Source organism: Saprospiraceae bacterium (assembly GCA_026129545.1).
In the GTDB taxonomy this organism is placed as follows: domain Bacteria; phylum Bacteroidota; class Bacteroidia; order Chitinophagales; family Saprospiraceae; genus M3007.
In genome coordinates, this window is the sequence record JAHCHX010000001.1 from 880,422 (window position 1) to 899,612 (window position 19,191).

The 19,191-nt window shown below is 53.1% G+C and carries 12 protein-coding genes; 8 read left to right on the plus strand and 4 right to left on the minus strand.

Going from position 1 to position 19,191, the window contains the following annotated elements:
• Positions 1 to 53: 53 nt before the first annotated feature.
• Positions 54 to 4,760, minus strand: coding sequence for a hypothetical protein (locus KIS77_03145; protein MCW5921312.1), 4,707 nt, complete (start codon positions 4,758 to 4,760; stop codon positions 54 to 56).
• 421 nt (positions 4,761 to 5,181) lie between these two features.
• On the opposite strand from KIS77_03145, the gene KIS77_03150 reads away from it, so the two are divergent.
• The 7 genes from KIS77_03150 to KIS77_03180 all read left to right on the plus strand — a co-directional run bounded on the left by KIS77_03150 (position 5,182) and on the right by KIS77_03180 (position 15,748).
• The gene (locus KIS77_03150) at positions 5,182 to 7,362 is read left to right on the plus strand and encodes a hypothetical protein (GenBank protein ID MCW5921313.1); all 2,181 of its coding nucleotides are present in this window, start codon (positions 5,182 to 5,184) and stop codon (positions 7,360 to 7,362) included.
• A gap of 285 nt (positions 7,363 to 7,647) precedes the next feature.
• Entirely contained in the window at positions 7,648 to 9,825 is a 2,178-nt protein-coding gene (locus tag KIS77_03155; GenBank protein ID MCW5921314.1) for a hypothetical protein, read from the plus strand.
• 132 nt (positions 9,826 to 9,957) lie between these two features.
• Positions 9,958 to 11,085: a gliding motility-associated C-terminal domain-containing protein gene (locus KIS77_03160; GenBank protein ID MCW5921315.1), complete on the plus strand. Its 1,128-nt coding sequence runs from the start codon at positions 9,958 to 9,960 to the stop codon at positions 11,083 to 11,085.
• 160 nt (positions 11,086 to 11,245) lie between these two features.
• A complete protein-coding gene (locus tag KIS77_03165) occupies positions 11,246 to 11,548 on the plus strand; it encodes a DUF1330 domain-containing protein (protein ID MCW5921316.1) in 303 nt (100 codons plus the stop codon).
• A gap of 139 nt (positions 11,549 to 11,687) precedes the next feature.
• Positions 11,688 to 13,175 (plus strand): alpha-N-arabinofuranosidase, encoded by a 1,488-nt coding sequence (locus KIS77_03170; protein MCW5921317.1) that lies wholly within the window; start codon positions 11,688 to 11,690, stop codon positions 13,173 to 13,175.
• Between the two features lie 42 nt (positions 13,176 to 13,217).
• Complete coding sequence (locus KIS77_03175; GenBank protein MCW5921318.1) at positions 13,218 to 13,646, plus strand: VOC family protein; 429 nt, start codon at positions 13,218 to 13,220, stop codon at positions 13,644 to 13,646.
• Positions 13,647 to 13,786: 140 nt separating this feature from the next.
• On the plus strand, positions 13,787 to 15,748 hold the full coding sequence (locus KIS77_03180) for a hypothetical protein (GenBank protein ID MCW5921319.1): 1,962 nt from the start codon (positions 13,787 to 13,789) through the stop codon (positions 15,746 to 15,748).
• Positions 15,749 to 15,808: 60 nt separating this feature from the next.
• Here KIS77_03180 and KIS77_03185 read toward each other — a convergent pair whose 3' ends face one another.
• From KIS77_03185 to KIS77_03195, 3 genes are all read right to left on the minus strand, one after another.
• The gene (locus tag KIS77_03185) at positions 15,809 to 16,369 is read right to left on the minus strand and encodes a YqgE/AlgH family protein (protein MCW5921320.1); all 561 of its coding nucleotides are present in this window, start codon (positions 16,367 to 16,369) and stop codon (positions 15,809 to 15,811) included.
• 94 nt (positions 16,370 to 16,463) lie between these two features.
• Positions 16,464 to 17,342, minus strand: coding sequence for an ACP S-malonyltransferase (fabD, locus tag KIS77_03190; GenBank protein MCW5921321.1), 879 nt, complete (start codon positions 17,340 to 17,342; stop codon positions 16,464 to 16,466).
• A 23-nt stretch (positions 17,343 to 17,365) separates the two neighbouring features.
• The gene (locus KIS77_03195; GenBank protein ID MCW5921322.1) at positions 17,366 to 17,797 is read right to left on the minus strand and encodes a hypothetical protein; all 432 of its coding nucleotides are present in this window, start codon (positions 17,795 to 17,797) and stop codon (positions 17,366 to 17,368) included.
• Positions 17,798 to 18,015: 218 nt separating this feature from the next.
• Here KIS77_03195 and KIS77_03200 point away from each other — a divergent pair, with 218 nt between their 5' ends.
• The gene (locus KIS77_03200; protein MCW5921323.1) at positions 18,016 to 19,134 is read left to right on the plus strand and encodes a branched-chain amino acid aminotransferase; all 1,119 of its coding nucleotides are present in this window, start codon (positions 18,016 to 18,018) and stop codon (positions 19,132 to 19,134) included.
• The last annotated feature ends 57 nt before the right edge of the window (positions 19,135 to 19,191 follow it).

Genomic DNA, 19,191 nt, shown 5'->3' on the forward strand with positions numbered 1-19,191 from the left:
GCCTACTTGGCCGCTTCGCTTGGCCGGGCAGGCCTTTCAACCCCTACGCCCCTTTACTCCTTCTTCCTTCCCGCCCTCACACGATTGACGAACGCATCGGCCAATGAGGGGTTGGCGGGCACTATCTCGTAAATTTCCCCATCGGGCATTTTGATTTGGGTCTCTTTGGCTTTCAGGCCGAGCAAGGCATCGTTGAAGCGTGTGCTGCTCGACACCACGTTGAGCGCACCCGCTTGGTAGCCAAAGAAATACCACAAGTCGGAAGAGGCCTTGATGTAAAGATAGAAACGGTCGTCTTTGCTGCTTGAGGGAGCGGCAGCAGTGGCGGCGCGTTCTTCCTCTTTTGTTTTCTTTTCCTTTTTGTCGCTTTTGCCGGATTCCTCTTCACCTTCCGTTTCTTCCTCTTCCTCGTCGGGGGTGCTGCTGGGCGAAGGCATCACAAAACCGCCGGGCATTTTGTATTCCACGAAGATGTTCAGCACTTTGCCGAACAACTCACCGTTGAGCGCCACGAGCGGTATGCGGTCTTCGAGGCTGAGAAACGATTGGTACTCGTCGTTCCAAATGACCGGGTGGCGTCCCAACACAAATGCGTACTTGTTGTCTTTTTTGGGCAAGATGATGAGGTTGTTGGTCAGGTTGGCGAGCATTTCCGGCAGCTCCTTGTCGTCGCTGATGAATTCGCTCACCGCAGGCTGGTAGAAGGTTGGGTTCGTGTTGTATATCGCGGCCGGGGCATCGAAGCTGGAGGCCTTGATGTCGTTGACCATTATTTCCATCAGCGCCTTCGGGATGGTTATTTCCACGCCTGTCATAAATTCTCCAGTCACGGTGTGGAACACGGAATCGGGCTTGTTGAAATCCGACTTGAGGCGCCCGGAAGTGGTCAGTTTCATGTATTTCAACTCGGAGCCGATGCTGAGTCGTCCTTCGCCCTGCACGATGCCCGTGCGGTTGTCAAAAATCATCTTGGCCCCGCGGAGGGTTGTCTCAGCCACTTTGGCAGAGTCGCCGTAGGTGAAGCGGTCGTTTTTGGCGTCGTATTTCAGCACGCCCGTGCAGTTGAGTATGGCGCGGTCAACGCGGTTGTAGGCGGGAAGCAAAATGCGTGGGTATAGCTCGCCTTGGTTGCGCGACAGATAGAAGCCTGTCACCAATGGGTTGCCTTCTTCGTCCTTTGCGCCCACGATACGGATGATGGGGTTGGTGCGGTCCACCTGCGCATTGATGCTGAACCAGTTTCTGCCCGGCAGCTTGTCGGCTTCCATTTTGGCGAAACCATTGAAGCGCAGGTTGCGCTGGTTGGCCTTGAGGATAATCTCGCCTTTGAACAAGGTTTTGACATCCATGCGGAAACTGTCCTCTGCCGTCACGTTGCCGCTGGCAGAAGTAAGCACGTTTTTGGTAGCGTTGCTGCCGGGGCCGCGGCGTTCGCCCACGATGTCGTTGAAGAACACTTCTTGGTTGTAGCCGAAGATGTTGTATTCGTAGTAGCCGGATGCCTTGTAGAGTTTTTTGCCAAGGATGTCCACCGTGGCGCGGTTGATGGTGTGATATTGGTTCACCGTGTCGGCCACGATGCGTGCGTTGGTGAGCTGTTTCATCTTGCCACCCGGCTCGATGATGATGTCCGCCGAATCGGGATAGATGTATGCATCGGCGGATTTGATGACCTCGTTGCCGCCTATGGTCAAGTAGTTGGTTTTCAGGTCGTAGAAGGCTGTTTTTCCCGTAAATGAAAGCGTGTCTTGGTCAGGGTCAATCGAGACGAAACTACCCGGTTTTTTCGGGTCTGCTTTGAATTCGATGGTTTTTTGCCGCATATCCCAAGTGAACTCGTTCATCGAGGTACGATACTGGTCGAGCGGCAGGGTAGTGGTGGCGTTTTCGGTGTTGGCCTTGAAGTGACCGATTTGTTTGTCGAAATCCAATTCGCCGTCAATGTTGCGCGAGTCGAAGGCAAAGCCCGCGCCATCCAGCGATTTGATTTGGAGGTCGGCTGTGTCGGCACTGGCTTGGAAAGGCCCGTAAGAAATGAGCTTGGAGGTAAGGATACCTTCCGACCACTCGAATACACCCGTGCCTTTCAGACCAGAAGGCGTGAGGATAAGGGTGCCTTTGTGGAAATAATTGGGTTTTTTGAACAACTCGAAGTCCTTGGCCTTGCTCTCCACATACATGGAGTCTTTGAATGGCAGCCAGTTCACCGACACGTTTTCGCCTTGCGCTTGTGGCACCTTCACCGCTCCCGCGCGGTCTTCCTCCATGAAGAATTTCCTGGCGGTGCCGGTCGTCTGTTTTGGGCGAAAAATCAAGTCTTCCGATTCGATGTTGGCGGTGAGGTATTCCAGCTTGCCCCGACCCAAAAAGCCTTTGTTGCTGAGGTCCAACTCGCCTGTGTAATTCCCTTTTTTGGAATAGGTGGGGTAGCCTGTGGGGGGCGTTTTGTGGACAAAGCCGAACGATTTGTCCTCGTCGCGCACCACGATGGTTTCTTTAAATGAGGGAAAAATGGTGGCCGGAAACATCTCGCCTTTGAACTTCAACTGCTCTTTGGTGTAGCTATCCAACCCATTGAAAGAGAAGGGGTCGAGCTTGAAATAAAAAGAGTCGCGGGTGTAAACGCCCTTCTGGATTTGAGGGTTGTCGTAAAACACGAACGAGTGCTTTTTAGCCTGCAAGGAAGGGAACATGGCGAGGTCTTCTTTGCCGGACTTGTTGTTGGGCGCGTCCACTAGCAGCACGCCCGACACCAGCTCCACAGTTGAGTTCATCGCGTTGGCAATTGGCTGGCCGTTTTTGTCCAAATCACCGGTGGGCAGGTAGAAGTCCATGTGGCGCACCGAGTCGAAGTTGATTTGGAATTGCTGGTATTTGAATTCCATATCCGACCCTTCGAAGAGCACCATGCCCGCGTACAGTCGCCCGCCAAAACGCATGTCTCTGTCTTTCAGCAGGGTAAATTCGTTGTTGTAAGGAATGAGCGCCACTTTTTGCCGGTTGCTGAGTTCGATTTTTTTCACGTCGCGCACATGGGTTTCTTTTGTCTTCAGGTCGAGGCGGGCGTTGGCGTTGGCACTGGTGGACTCGATGTTGATGCCGTCGTAGTCGCGCTTGCCTTGGCTGGCGAGGGCGTAGTGAATGAGTTTGTCGCGGAGCTCTATCTGGTGCCGGTCGAAGTAATAGTTGATGAAGCCCTCGCGCACCAGCTCGGCCAATAGGGTCTGGATGCTGGAGTAGTCGAATTTGGGATTGATGCGGCGCGCATACTCGTCGTCCGACACGAGCCGCCCGTTGTCCTCCTTGTCTTGGTCGCTTTCAAGCCAAGTGATGTAGAGCGTCGAGATGGGGTTTTGACTGGCGATGTGCTGCATTTTGTTGTAGTCCGCCATGTCGAAGTGGTTGCTGCTCTCGAAGGAGATTTTTTGTTCCACCCCTTTGCCCGTGCCGGCACGAGCACCGATTTCGAGCGAATCGCGGTTGAGATACCAAGCGATGCGGTCGGTGTTCAGGTTCATGTTGTAGAAGGAGGAAAAGAACGGGTTGCGTTCCGAGCCTTTGTTGCCGCGAGTCAAGCTGATGACCTGCGCCGGGATGTCATAGCGCAAGTCCACGGCAGGGTGGAAAAGGCTGTCCTCGTCCATGTACAGTTTGGCGTTTACGCCCTCTGCCACGATGTTCTGCTCGCGCTTGATGATGAATAGCGGCCCGGTGCCAAAGAACACTTTCTTCCGTTTCTTGTCATACACCGTCACTTGGGCAGGCTCGTTGCCCGAACCATACCCATAAAGCGAGCTGCCATGCAGGCGGAAACCCCCGAAGTACTCCACACCCTCGCCTATTTTTGTGATTTTCAATTTTTTATCAAAAGACTCAAAACGTGGAAACTGCGTGGCACCAGCCTTGTTGCCCACCACGATGTTGTGCTCAAATTTGCCGGCAATGCTGCCTCCCGGAAAATACAGCGGGTAGTACATCATGGCGCTGTCGCATTGGAACAAGGGCTTGATAGATTCCACCTTGTATTCGGTCAGTTTCACGAACACGCTCGAGTCCAGTCCGGCTTCTGCCCAAGTGACCTTTCCCCCGCTTCCGCGCCACAGGTTTTCAAAAGGCGAATAACTGCCCGACGTGTTGAAAATGATGATGGAGTCCTGTTTGCGCACCCCAATGAGGTCCACGTTTTCGCAGCGCATCTGTGGCTGCTTGTCGTTGTATTCAAAATGAAACTTGCCCCCCCTGATTTTCCAAGTCACGGAGCCGCCCTCGCCACTTTTGAGGGCGCGTTGCTCAAGGAAGTCCACCGAAAATTCGAGGAACTGGCTGATGGGCTTGGTACGTCCTTTTTCCACGCCTCCGATGGCTTCTTCGGCGAGGGTGTGCCAACGATTGAACAAGGTGGTGTCCGGGTCGCTCTTTGCAGCTGACACGGCGTTCACATAGTTTTTGAAATAGGGGAAAGGAGTGAGCTTGAAACCATCGACCAACAGGTTCGACATGGCGACGACGCGCCTCATGTCCTGCTCGCTGAACACGTTGGCCTTGAATTTTTTCTTGAAAACCGAAAAAGCCTCTTCCATGTCGGGACGCTTGGAGGCAGTCATGAATTGGCCCAATTTGTCCACGAATTCATTGGGGTTTTCCGGGAATTTGGATGCAGCCGGTGTTTGGGCCAGCAGGGTGCTGGGGAGCGCAAGCCCGAGGCCAATGGCGAGAACAACGATGGTGCGAAGTAAGGCGGAGTAGTATGAGTGTTTCATCCTCTAAACTTTTAAAAAATTCTTTTTCAGAGCATTTACCGAAATGCAGGGTTGATTCATTGAGCAGAGTGCCCTTGCCTCCATTGATGAGGGCAGGGCAATTTTGGTTTTTTTGACACTGTTCGATAAATTTTCATGGAGATGCCGACGGCTTTGGAACGTCTAAGAGTTGCCGAACTTGCGTGTCGCGGCAACTTTTTAACGGCTAAAATCAGGGCTTGGTGCAAAGATGCGTCATGTCGCTGAAAATTGGTTGGCCAAAGTGCGACGTTGCCGCCCAAAAAACATTTATCGGGGCAAAATCTGCCAACAAAGTATTTTTATACCCTCATTCCAATGTTGCTTAGATGTCATTTCGAGTGCAAACTCCTCTTTTTTAATCAGTTAAATCATTTCCCGATGGTTCAAAACGTACCTACTCATGAGAAAATTGATTCCCTTTTTGCTTACTGCATGGCCAATTGCAGAGGCCCCTGCCCAGTGTCCGTTTGTTCTTAATTGTCCGCAAGGAAGCCCCATCGTTTGCGACCAGTCGAACAACGAATCCACGCTCTGGAACGACGCGCCTTACACCTGGAGCACAGCGCTCCAAACGGCGGATTTGTATGAAGGTGCCGCTGATTTTGCCCTCAAAGTCCGGCCCTGCCCGGGCGGCGGCAACGTGAGTGTCTCATACCTGCTGCTGCTCGACCTCGACAACGACAATCTGCGCGAGACTGCTGTGACGAGCGACAATTTCCCCCCGCCGGGCGTAGTGTATTTTGACAACGCATTCAATCCCAACTACACTGGCGGCAACTTGCTCCAGTTCGACAAGCGCAACCTGCCTGATTCGCTCAAGTTTCGGTTTGCATTGGAAATCACCTACTCGTGGGATACGCTGATTGCTCATTTGCGCATGAAAACGGGGGATATTTTTGTGTCGCCCCGACTGCCGGAAGGCCGTCACCATCTTCTCTGGCGCGTGGAGCAGAATGGCATCGTGAAATACTGCGAGCACAGTTTCCGCATAAAAGATTGCCAGCCGCCAGACATTGAGTGCATGGCGGCGCTCACCTTAGAGCTGGATGCCTCCGGGAAACAAATTGTCTCTTTGGATGAGGTGCTGCTAAGCGCGGAAGACAATCTCACGCCGTCTTTCATGCTGGAGCCATCCATGCGAAAAGCGGGCGACGGTGCGGGATTCCCATTGGACTCTGCGGGCCAGCGCGTCATCAGTCTGACATACAACTGCGCGGAGCGAGGCGAACAGTCGGTGGAAGTGTGGGTGAGAGACCGCCTCGCCAATATATCGCAATGCCAAACCCTCGTCACAGTGGCTGACCCCAGCGGCGTGTGCGATATTCCACCCGTGTTGTGCGCGCGCACCTTTTGGGGAAACGATATGGTGTGGCCTGTCCAATATAAAATGTTGTGGGTGGATACCTCGCAACATCTTGTCACGCACATATTGCCTCAAAACTCGTCAAGCTGTGGTGTACTGACATTTGTGCCGCCAGCCACCGCGTTTTCGCTGGTCGCCGAATGTGACACCAATCCGCTCAATGGTCTCAGCACCTTCGATTTGTTGCTGATATCGCGGCATATCTTGGGCATTCAACCCTTCTCTTATCCTTGGCAATGGTTGGCTGCCGATGCGAACAAGAGCGGCTCCGTCACCACCTTCGACGTGGTGGAATTGCGGAAGCTCATTCTCGGCATTTACGATAAATTGCCGAACAATACCTCTTGGCGATTTTTTCCGGCGGACTGCGACTTCCCGCCCAATCCCTTCGCCACGCTGTGCTTGCCTCAATACTCTTACAACGCGCTGTCCATCTTGGATTTGCCTGCCGAACTGGCGTTCAATGCCGTGAAAACCGGCGACGTGAATGGCTCCGCCAGTCCTGATGCCGTGTCTTCCGCGGGGCTGGCCGAAGCACGCGACGAGCCTGCGCGTTTGGTGTTGCCCGACTGGGTATTGGAGGCAGGGGAAACCCGCGATGTCTCTATCCGATTGTCGGGGCTGCACACGTTGTCTGGGTTCCAGTTTGGGTTGTTTTGTGCTCCTGATGCCTTCCTCGTGGAGCAGGTGGTTCCGGGATGGTTGACTGGTTTGGATGAAGATGCCTTTGCCCAGCCCTCTCCGGGGACTTTGCGTTGCAGTTGGTTCAGCCCAACGCCGCAGCCTGTGTTTCCCGACGACGATGTGCTGGTGCTTCGACTGACGGCTTTGCGAACAGCGCGTTTGAGCGAGCATATCACGCTCCAGCAAGAAAAATTGAGCGCCGAGGCATATCATGCCGCCGACGCGCCGCGCCGGATAGAATTGTTTTTTGAAAAAGAAAATACTGCGCCGGAGCAGGGTGATGCCATCTTGTTGCCACAGCCCAACCCAACTCGTGGTGGGGCCTCGATTGGCTTGCGCTTGCAACGACCTGAACGGGTCTATCTGTCTCTAACTGATGCGGCTGGCCAAACCGTCTTCCGGCAGGAGACCATGCTCGAAAGCGGCGCTCATTGGCTGGATATTCCGGCAAATTCCTTACCATCGGAGGGTATTTATTGGTGGCGTGTCGGGTTTGGCGAAAATTACCGAGCGGGCAGACTTGTCAAGTATTGAGCAAGAATCTATATTGCGGCACCATTCTCGACGGCATGGTTGCGACGAGCGAGTGGAAGGGGATCAGACCTGTTTCGATTGCTCATTGTAGCCATGCCGATATTCTCAAACCGAATAGACTTGTGGCGGTGGAGGCCTTTGGCGAAGGGAAAGCCTTTTTCCGATTGGCTTCGTTAAATTTTTCGCCAAATATGCCCGATTTCGACTGTTTGCCAGTCGAAAAAATGACAATCCCCTTCACTCAAATCCCTCCACCGCAACAAGTCTAATACATCCTACAATCTCATGAGCAATTTTACTCGCCTACTCGCCGCTTTTCTTTTTTTCTCCCAACATCTTGCCGCGCAATGCCCCGTCGTGTTGGGTTGCCCCACAAACACCGACACCATCTGTATCCTCTCGGACAACAACCCTCAACTCTGGTCCGGTCCGCAATGGTGGGACCCCGTGCACCAAACCAACAACCTTGCGGAAGGCCCTGCGGATTTGCGCCTTCAGGTGTTGGACACTTGCGGGGGGGCATTCGTTCGCTATTTGCTTTTCCTCGACCTCGACGGCAACGGGTCTTTGGAAACAGTGATAGACAGCGACAACCCGCCACCCGCGTCCACCGTCCAATTCAACAATGCGGGCAGCCCGGGATACACGGGCGGCACATCGCGCGTCTTCGACGTGCGTCCGGTGGCACCCGAAGAAAAGTACCAATTCGCTTTGCGGCAAACCCTGCAAGGCGACACGTTGACTGCCGACATTCGATGGCTTACGGAGGACAAGCCTAATACCTTTCTTGTGCCCGACTTGCCCATTGGGAAACACCGCGTCGTATGGCTCATCGAATCGGGCGGCACTACGGACACTTGCGTCCGCGATATAGTGATACGCGACTGCAAACCGCCAGAAGTGCATTGTCTGATGGGATTGAGCGTGGCCATCATGCCAACGGGTTTGATTACATTGTGGGCACCGGATTTTCTCAACTATTCGATGGATAACGTGACTCCAAGCAACCGCATCGAAATTGGTATTCGCAAATTGGGCGATGGCACTGGTTTTCCCTTGAACGCACAAGGCTATCCAGAGTACCACGTTGTTTTTAATTGCTGTGATTTGGGCACTCAAGGTGTCGAACTGTGGGCACGTGACCAGGCAGGCAATGCAGGCTTTTGCATCACCTACATCACTGTGCAAGATAACGCGGGTGGTTGCGGTCCTTGTGGCGAATCCTTGACCGTTTGCGCGAAGACTTTTTGGGACAACTCCCTCATTTCGGATGTCGAGTTCAACATAGCAATCGGGGCGACGCAGTTGCTGATGAACTCCATGTCGAATGGATGCGTCACGACCTTGGGCTATTTGCAACCCGGCTCCTCATACACTGTGAGCGCGACCAAGGACCATTTGCCCTTGAACGGTGTGTCCACTTTTGATTTAGTACTGATTTCCAAACACATACTCGGCCTCGAGCCTTTCGACGCGCCGTGGAAAATGCTTGCCGCCGATGTCAACAACAGTGGCTCCATCACCACCTTCGATGTGGTGGAATTGCGCAAATTGATTTTGGGCCTCTACGACAAATTGCCCAACGCCCCCTCTTGGCGTTTCATCCCCGATGATTACGTGTTTCCGGTGCCGAGCAACCCATTCGCAGCCGCAGTCCCTGCCATTATCAGCGTGAGCAACTTTAACGGCGCATCACCTGTCGAACACACCTTTTTGGGCTACAAATTGGGCGACGTGAACGGTACTGCCATTCCTTCGGCCATCGCAGCACCCGCCGACGACCGCACGGCCACTTTTGTCACATTGCACGACCGTACTTTCAGCGCCGGCGAAACGTTCGACATCGTTTTGCGCACAGAAGAATCTGTCGCGTGGTTGGGCTTCCAGTTGGCCATGCGATTCGCTCCCGATGTGCTCATGGTGGAGAACGTGACCTCCGAAATCCTGAGGAGCTTTGACGAACACGCATGGGCGCAATCCGAACATGGCTTGCTGCACCTCAGTTGGTTCGATTTGCAACCGCAAGCATTGTCGCCCGGAGAGAGCATACTTAACATACAGCTGCGAGCTTTGGCACCCGGTCGGCTGAGCGAGGCCGTGTCGCTCTCCCAACAACGGCTCCGCTCCGAACGATATGCCGACGGGCAACCTACTCGTTCCTTGCAATTGGCCTTCTCTTCGCCAACGACGCACGACCCCAACGCGGCAACCCATGTGTTTGCGCCACAGCCAAACCCCACTTCGACAGGCGTGCGCATTCCCATGCGTTTGTCGCAAGCTCAATTGGTCCAAGTGGAATTGGCCGACCTATCGGGGAGATTGATGTATCAGCAAGAAATGATGCTCAGCGATGGCGCTCAATGGTTGGACTTGCCCGCGTCTGCGTTCTCTTCGGCAGGCGTGTATGTGTGGCGGGTGCGCGTGGGAGAGAAACTCGAATCGGGTAGGGTAGTGCGGTATTGATTGCATACCTTGATTCGCTAGGATTTGTCAGATGAATATGATTGATACCCCTGATTTTGAGCAAATTGAGATTGCCGCTATGCCCAAAACTTGGCGGCGCGAGGTATAAGAGACAATGACATCGGCAGCTACATGACACTAACAGTCATTTTTAGGATGTTTTTTCAGGTCGGGGTGTTATTCCGAGTGGGGTTTGCCTTGTTTGTGACGCTTGGTTTTTCAGCCTTGAAAGAGGCGAACGCCCAGTTTCCAAATCCAGTGGAATTGAATACTGGAATCAACACTCCGGTTGGCTCGTTGGATGCCAATTGGCTCGTCGCTTATGGCGACACGGCGAAAGCGACAAGCGCGTTCGTCCCGGCGAAAGTGGTGGGCAGATGCGATGCGAGTTGGCCTGTTGGTTCGCCACCTAGTGCCGACTGGATAACCTACGATTTTGGCTCCAACTGCCACCATGTCTCACAAGGATGTCTCGACCTGTATTTTCAGCGGGAAATCATCTTGCCAGCCACCAATGCCTGCGGGGTGCCGGTGGAAGAAAGCTTTTGCCTCAACATGGATTTTTTCGCGGACAACAGCGTGTATCAAGTTACTGTGAACGATGTCATCAATTTCCAGTACTACAACACGACGAATCCATACAACTATAATGGTGTGCTGCATTTGCAAAACATCGCGCTTTGCAAGGGCTGGACTGAGGGTGCCAATACCTTGCTCGTGCACACGAGAAGTTGCCCGACTGTTGCCGGGCTGCTGGCCATAGGGAAGCGTAGAAACACCCCGCCAAAGGATTTTTTGGGCAAAAACGTGGTCGCTTGCTCAGGTGAACCAGTCACATTGTCAAGCCCATTTGACCACACGATTTGGTTCGACGGCACAGTCGGAAAAACCAAAACCGTCACAAGTGCGGGTGACTATTGGGCAAAAATCATGGATTCGGAAGGCTGCGAAATCACGGACACCATCACGGTCACATATCCCGTCGAAAGTTATGTGCCCAACGCCTTCAGCCCCAACGACGACGGAGAAAATGACTGTTTTTCCCCCTTTTTCTCCGAAACAAACTTCGACACCTTCGAGCTCAGTATTTTTGACAGATGGGGCAATTTGGTGTTTCGCACCGAAAATGTCGCCGACTGCTGGGACGGGAAAAGCAAAGGCAAACCCTGTGCGCCGGGCGTGTACATCTACTTTATTTTCATAAAAAGCGGCCTTTGCGACCGAGTGCTGTTGTCAGGCGATTTGACCTTGTTCAAATGAAAGGCTCGTGTCCCCGGCAAAATGCCGAAAACGTGTGCTACTCAGGCGGCGATTTCAAATCACCGCCTCAATAAATACCTGAGCATCGCACGCTAAAGAAGTTCAACCCCTAATTCTCAAAAGACATCAATCTTGCTCATCTGAAAAATCTTGACGAATCATGGTGTTTTATACCCAACTTATTTATATCAAACCGGGGCACGAGGCCACTTTTCATCAGTTTGAAGACATCGCTTTGCCCCTGCTGGAAAGGTACAACGGAAAACTGCTACTGCGTTGCCGCCCTGACAAGGCGAGTTTTATCGAGACGAGCTATGGGCGGCCTTATGAAATTCATCTCGTCTCGTTTGAGTCACTGGAAGATTTTAAAAACTTTGCGAACAACCCCGACCGTCAATCTTATCTGCACTTGAAAGAAGCATCCGTTGAGCGGGTGGTGCTGATAGAGGGAAAAATGCTTTGAATAGAGTTGTTCCATACTTTGCGCCCTCAAGTTTATTCGGTAACACCATGTGCCTCACTCAAGCTCTAAATTTCTGGAGATGAATCATAAAAACACTCTCTGCTTTTTCATCCTTGCCTTTTTTTGCTGTGGCTTGTTGGTGGGGCAAACACGCATAGTGCTCAATGCAGACCTAGGCAAAGACACCATCAGCCGCCACATCTATGGGCATTTTTCCGAACACTTGGGGCGCTGCATCTACGGCGGGTTTTATGTCGGTGACACCTCCAAAATCCCTAACCGACACGGTGTGCGCACAGACGTGGCAGAGGCTTTGAAAAAACTAAAAGTACCCAACCTGCGCTGGCCGGGTGGTTGTTTTGCCGACACCTACCACTGGAAGGACGGCGTGGGCAATAAGGCGCAGCGCCCGACTATCGTCAACACTTGGTGGGGCGGCGTGACGGAGGACAACAGTTTCGGCACCCACGACTTCCTCGACATGTGCGAACTGATTGGCGCGGAACCTTATCTCGCTGGCAACGTCGGCAGCGGCACGGTGCAGGAACTCGCCGAATGGGTGCAGTACGTCAACTTCGAGGGAGAAAGCCCTATGTCAAAATGGCGCAGGCAGAACGGTCGAGACAAACCTTGGAACGTCAAATACTGGGGTGTCGGCAACGAAGCGTGGGGCTGCGGGGGCAATATGAAAGCAGAATGGTACGCCAACATTTATCGGCAGTACGCCACCTTTATGGCTGGCTGGTCAAAAGGAGGAATTTTGCGCATCGCCTCGGGTGCCAATTCTGACGACTATCACTGGACAGAAGTGCTCATGCGCGATATCCCGCACAATATGCTCGAAGGCGTGGCGCTGCACCATTATTCGGTCATTGATTGGTCGCCCGGCAAAAAAAGCTCGGCGACAACATTTAGTGAGCAGGAGTATTTCACCACGATGAAACGCGCCCTGCGCATGGAGGAGTTGGTGCAAAAACACAGCACCATCATGGACAAATACGACCCTGCCAAAAAAGTGGCGCTCGTGGTGGACGAGTGGGGCGGCTGGTATGAGGTGGAGCCGGGCACAAACGGTGCTTTTTTATACCAGCAAAACACCCTCCGAGATGCCATGATAGCGGGTGTCACCCTCAATATCTTCAACAACCACTGTGACCGGGTGCGCATGGCCAATCTCGCCCAGACTATCAATGTACTGCAAGCGGTCATATTGACCGAGGGAGAAAAAATGCTGCTCACACCAACCTACCATGTCATGGAAATGTATAACATACATCAAGAGGCGCTGCTGCTGCCGCTTCGCATTCACACATCTGATTACATCTTGGGCGACGAACGCCTACCAGCCGTTTCCGCTTCTGCTTCCCGCGACAAAGGCGGTATGACACACATTTCTTTGGTCAACATAGATGCCCATAAAACACAAGAAGTAACAATTGAACTGCGTGGTGGCAAGTTTTCCGACATCTCAGGCAGGATATTGAGCGGTGAGCGCCTACAAAACCACAATACATTCGACCATCCCGAAAAGGTGAAACCAGCGGTTTTCATGCAAGCGGCATTGAAAGAGAATGTGGCGACACTTAAAATGCCACCTTTTTCTGTGGTGGTGTTGAGCGTTCGATAGCAAAAAGGTTTTCTATGCAACTTTCACGACTTTGACAACATCATGAAAATCCTCCACACCCTCCTCTTTCTTCTTCCCCTCCAAACCCTATCCGCCCAAATCAACATCACTGGCTACAACCACGTCGCGTTGGCAGTGAAAGATATTCAAGAAAGCGCCAAGTTCTACGGTGAGTTTCTTGGCCTCGAAAAGGTCGAGGTGCCAGAGCATTTGAAATCAATACGGGCGTGGTTCAAAATCGCACCGGGACAGGAATTGCACCTGCTCGCGGGGCGCACGTTCCCGGTGACGAACAATGACCCGAACCTTGCTCATTTCTCCTTCACCATACCCGATGCCGACCCAGTGGAGGGGTATTTGAAAGAGAAAAACTACCCATACCTTCGCCAAAAGCGATTCGATGGCGCTTCGCAAATCTACATCGCCGACCCGGATGGCTATTTCATCGAACTGAACGAGCCGAAAAGGTAGTGGTGTGCCCTGATGAACGCTTAAACCCCGCGCTTCCAAATTTTTTGGACATGGCTAAAGGCGCAATCTGCTCAAAATAAGGGATATAAATCAGGAGCATCTGACAAATCCTAGCGAATCAAGGTTTAAAACACCACACAATGACAAAGCCAACACTCCTTCTCTCCCTACTCCTCCTTCTGACCCTCCAGTCAACCGCCCAACTCCGCCTCGCCCGCCTCTTCACCGACCACGCCGTGTTGCAGCGCCAAAAACCGATACCCGTGTGGGGCTGGGCCAATCCGAACGAACAGGTAACAGTCGCTCTCGCTGGTCAAACCCAACAGGCAAAAGCCGACAAGTCAGGCAAGTGGCAGGTCAAATTTGCTCCGCTCGAAGCAGGCGGGCCGCACACGCTCACCGCCGAGACGATTTCCGGCAGGTTGATGCTTTCCGACCTACTCATCGGCGACGTGTGGCTCTGCTCCGGGCAGTCGAACATGGAATGGGCCGTGTCGCAATCGGCCAATTATGAGGAGGAAAAAAAGAACGCCGATTATCCGAAAATCCGCCATTTCAAGGTGGCGCATGAAGTCTCGTTGCAGCCCGAAGAAGATTTATCATCAGGCAGTTGGGAAGTGGCTTCAGCGGAGAAGGTCGGCTATTTCACCGCCGTCGGCTTCTTTTTCGCAAGAGAAATTTTTCAAAAAACGGGTGTCCCGATTGGTCTATTGAACTCCTCTTGGGGCGGCTCGCAAGTGGAAAGTTGGCTCAGCAAAGAAGCCATGTGCGGCTCCGACGTGTTGAAAGCCTACGGTGAAAACCTGCCAAAAAACTGGGAAGAGGCCGACCTGCATTTAGAACGCAACATCAAGAAAAAACTATTGGGGAATCCCTATGCCAATCCCTCGCTCGACGACGAAAAGAAATACCTCCAACCCGGCTACGACTTTTCCCACTGGCTCAAAGCCAGCCCCATGTGGCAATGGGACTGGAAAGGAATATGGGCTTGGCGCGGCAACGGATTCATGGCGCGGACGGTAGAAATCCCCGCCGAGATGACGAGCCAAATCACCACATTGGGGCTAGCCGAACAGTTCAGTTACAACGAAATTTACATCAACGGAAAACTCGCCGCTGCCGGACTGTTGAAAGGCACACGCCAGATTTTGCTCCCAGCCAATGCTTGGCAACCCGGCTCAAACAGCCTCATGGTCAAAATGAACAAAACCATTGAGCCTGAGTGGTTCGGCCTTGGACTCATGGGCTCTGAAAACGATTTGTACGTCAGCACACCCACCCAAAAAATCAGCCTCGCTGGCGACGACTGGCGGCTCATGCCTTCCTTCGCCGAGCCGCACACCTTTGCCCGTTCGAGCAACAACGTCGGCACGGCCATTTACAACGCCATGCTCGCGCCGCTCATCCCCTACGCCATTCGCGGGGCACTCTGGTATCAAGGCGAAACCAACGCTGGCCGCGCCTACGAATACCGCAAATCCTTCCCGCTCATGATTGAAGACTGGCGCAAACGCTGGGGCGAAGACTTCCCTTTTTATTTCGTGCAACTTTCCTCCTACGGCGCCTCACAAAACAGCAATCAGGGCAGCCCCTGGGCCGAACTCCGCGAAGCCCAAACCATGACCCTCCGCCTCCCGAACACGGGCATGGCCGTCACGACCGACATCGGCGACCCGAACGATATTCACCCGCGCAACAAGCAAGACGTGGGCAAACGATTGGCCGCCAATGCGTTGAAATTTGTGTACGGGCAAAACGTGCTGCACAGCGGCCCCATGTTCGAGTCCGTGCGTTTTGAAAACGACAGGGCGATTTTGTCTTTTAGGCATACCGGCAGTGGCCTCACCGTGAAAGACCAATATGGCTACCTCAAAGGCTTTGAAATCGCTGGCCCCGACCGCGTTTTTCACTATGCCAAAGCGGAAATAGAAGGAGATAAAGTCGTGGCACGCCACCCGAAAGGTTTGAAACCCGCCTCCGTGCGTTACGCTTGGGCCGACGCGCCGGAGGATGCCAACTTGTTCAATGCCGAAGGATTCCCGGCCTGCCCGTTCCGGACGGATGATTGGGAAGGAGTGACAGTGCGGGGGAGGTTTGAGTGAGCAGCCTCCCCTCATTTGTCATGTGCAAACATGAAAAAAGAGGGGAGGAACTGATTGGGGCTAATTCCAACTCACCATATCCGGCATATCCGCTATGATTTCGTAGAGGTCGCCTTTGTCGTACATCACTTGGCTCCACAACTGTCCGGGCTTGCTTTTGAAGATATAATTGGCATCCATCGGCGCCACCACCCATGAGCCGTACTCCATCTCCTCGCCCAGTTGCCCGCCCGTCCAGCCGGAATAGCCGACAAAAAAGCGGATGTTGTCAGGTGTGATGAGACCGTTGGTTATCAGAAACTTGAGCTTTTCGAAGTCGCCGCCCCACCACACGCCGTCGGCGACTTTCACGCTCTCCTCGAGCAAATCGCCGACGTTGTGGACGTAGTGCAGCGTGTCAGTTTGGACCGGGCCGCCGTAAAAAATATCAGCCTCGAAGGGTGGGAAATCGCTCACCAATTCATTCATCGTCATGTCAATACTTTTGTTCAAAATAAACCCTATGGTGCCCTCATCGTGGTGTTCGCAGAGCAACACGACCGCGCGGCGGAAATAGGGGTCTTGCATGAAGGGTTCGGCCAGCAAGATTTGGCCGCTTTTAATCAATGAATTTGCTGCCATGTTCGGAGTCTCTTACTTAATCGTTCGTCGGGGACGAAAGTAGTAGGCAGAAAGCTTTGGTGCAATAGGGGGCGCAATTATTTTGGCACGCGCATCAGAGGCCGTCGGTGGCCACGTCTTTGTTGATTTTCCGAATCAAGCCGCGCAGCACCGCACCAGCGCCCACTTCCACGAATTCCGTGATGCCGTTGGCTATCATATTCTCGATGGTTTGTGTCCACCGCACGGGTGCGGTAAGTTGCGCCACGAGGTTTTTGCGAATTTCCTCCGGGTCGGTCACGGGTCGTGCGTGCACGTTCTGATAGACCGGACATATAGGGCGGGCAAATTGGGTGGCGTTGATGGCCTGCTCCAGTTCGTCCTGCGCGGGTTGCATCAGGGGTGAGTGAAAGGCACCCCCTACTGGCAGTACCAGCACTCGTTTGGCCCCCGCCTCCGTGAGTTTGTTCACTGCGAGCTCAATGCCTTTGCGCGAGCCAGAAATGACCAACTGGCCAGGCGAGTTGTAATTGGCTGCCACCACCACTTCACCCTGAATGGTGCCGACCACGCGCTCCACCTCGGCATCCTCCATGCCAAGCACCGCTGCCATGGTGCTGTCCACCAGCTCACAGGCTTTTTGCATGGCAAATGCGCGTTGGCTCACCAAGCGCAGGGCATCCTCGAACGACAAGGCTCCCGAGGCCGCCAATGCCGTGAACTCGCCCAAAGAGTGGCCTGCCACCGCGTCGGGACGAAAAGTGCCCCCTACTATTTTCGCCCGCACGATGCTCTCCAAAAAGACAGCTGGTTGGGTGACTTTGGTTTGGGTCAAATCCTCTTTGGTGCCGTGAAACATGACATCCGTGATGCGCCAGCCCAATAGGTCATTGGCTTGCTCGAAAAGGTCTTTGGCTTGGGCGTTGGTCTCGTACAGTTCCTTGCCCATACCTTCGAATTGTGCTCCCTGACCGGGAAAAACATAAGCTCTCATTGAATGACAAATTGATTTACGATTTAGAAAAATAGTTGTTTGAGGGCCGACCAGAGTTGGCCTTTGCGGGTTTTGTCGGGTTCCAGCGCGGACAAGGCATCGGCAAAAAGCCATGTGGCGCCATAGAATGAAAAAGGAGTATAGGGGCGCATATTCAGCGTAAGGCCGAGTTGCGCGGGCGACAAACCGAAAACCAAAATGTGTTCGGGTTGTTTGTCCTTTATGTCCGTCGAAAATGTGACTGGCTCGCCGACGGGGATTTCCGCAAACAGCGTATCTTTCTCCAAATTTAGGTTGGCAGCCGCCAGCACCTTTCCAAGAAACTCCCGGTTGGCAGCGCCGTGTAGGGGTTCGGCCAAGGCAAGCACCCATATCCGGCAAGCGAACTGGCCTTTCGACAATTCTGCTGCGCGGCGCTCCGGCGCGATGAAAATCAAGTCGTTTTCAGCAAACATTTCTTTCGTTTTGGTGTGGGAACGCGAGAGGTGTCGTGTTCGTTTTTTGAGAAAAAAAAGTATTTTTGCAAAAATATGTTGCTTTTCGGAAATAAAAATTTTTCAAAAGCCATTTTTTTTTGTTTTTTTGAAATAAAATTTTTTTTGTTTGCCCCAAAGGTACTTAACTTTGTGCTGTCCAATCAAATGCTTTTCACCTTTGTCAATTTCCCACCACTATGGCTGTAAAGTATCCTATCAGTGTGACCCCAGCAACCCGTTCAAAGATTCACGAGGTTGATTTTTCCAACATCCCTTTCGGAAAAGTGATTTCCGACCATGTTTTCATCGTTGACTACGATGGTCAGAACTGGGTCAACCCGCGCATCGAGCCGTATCGCAATCTCGAAATCGCGCCTTCCAACTTGGCGCTCCACTACGGCCAGAGCATCTTTGAAGGTATGAAGGCCACCAAAATCAACGGCGTGCCCGTGCTTTTCAGAGCCGATATGCACGCCCGCAGGCTCAACGTATCCGCCGAACGGATGTGCATGCCCAATATGCCGGAAGACCTCTTCATGCAAGGGCTGAGAATGCTGGTCGAACTTGACAAAGACTGGATACCGGAAGATGACGACCACGCGCTCTACATACGTCCGTTGATGTTTGCCACCGATGAATACTTTGGTGTGCACGCTTCCGAGACCTATCGTTTCCTCATCTTCACCGGCCCGGTTGGCCCATACTATCCGAAGCCCGTCAAACTCTGGGTGGAAGAAGTGTTCACCCGTGCGGCACAGGGCGGCGTTGGGGAGGCCAAATGCGCAGGCAACTACGGTGCTTCGCTGCTCCCGGCCCAACGTGCAAAGAAAAACGGCTACGACCAAGTGATGTGGATGGATGCTGTGGAGAAAAAATATGTGCAAGAAGTGGGTACCATGAACCTCTTCTTTGTGATGGACGGCAAGGTTATCACACCTGCCACCACGGGCACCATCCTGCGGGGGGTCACGCGCGATACCATCATTACCTTGCTCAAAGATTGGGGCTACACAGTGGAAGACCGCCTCATCAGCATTGCTGAAATCGCGGATGCCTACTGGCGCGGCACCTTGCAAGAATGCTTCGGTGCCGGCACTGCTGCGGTGGTGAGCCATGTGAGCGACATCACTTGGCGCGACCGCCGGATGGATTTGCCGCCCGTGGATGCCGAGCACCGCCCCGTCGGCACCAAGCTCAAAAAATATATCAATCGCTTGCGCACTGGCTTGGAGCCGGACAAGTACAACTGGTTGCAATACTGCGAAAACACGGGCGTGACTGAATTAGCGATGGATAAGGAACTGGTGACCGTGTGACAAAACAACCTGTTCAATTTCAAAATAAACAATGCAGCCTCGCCCTCTCGGACGGGG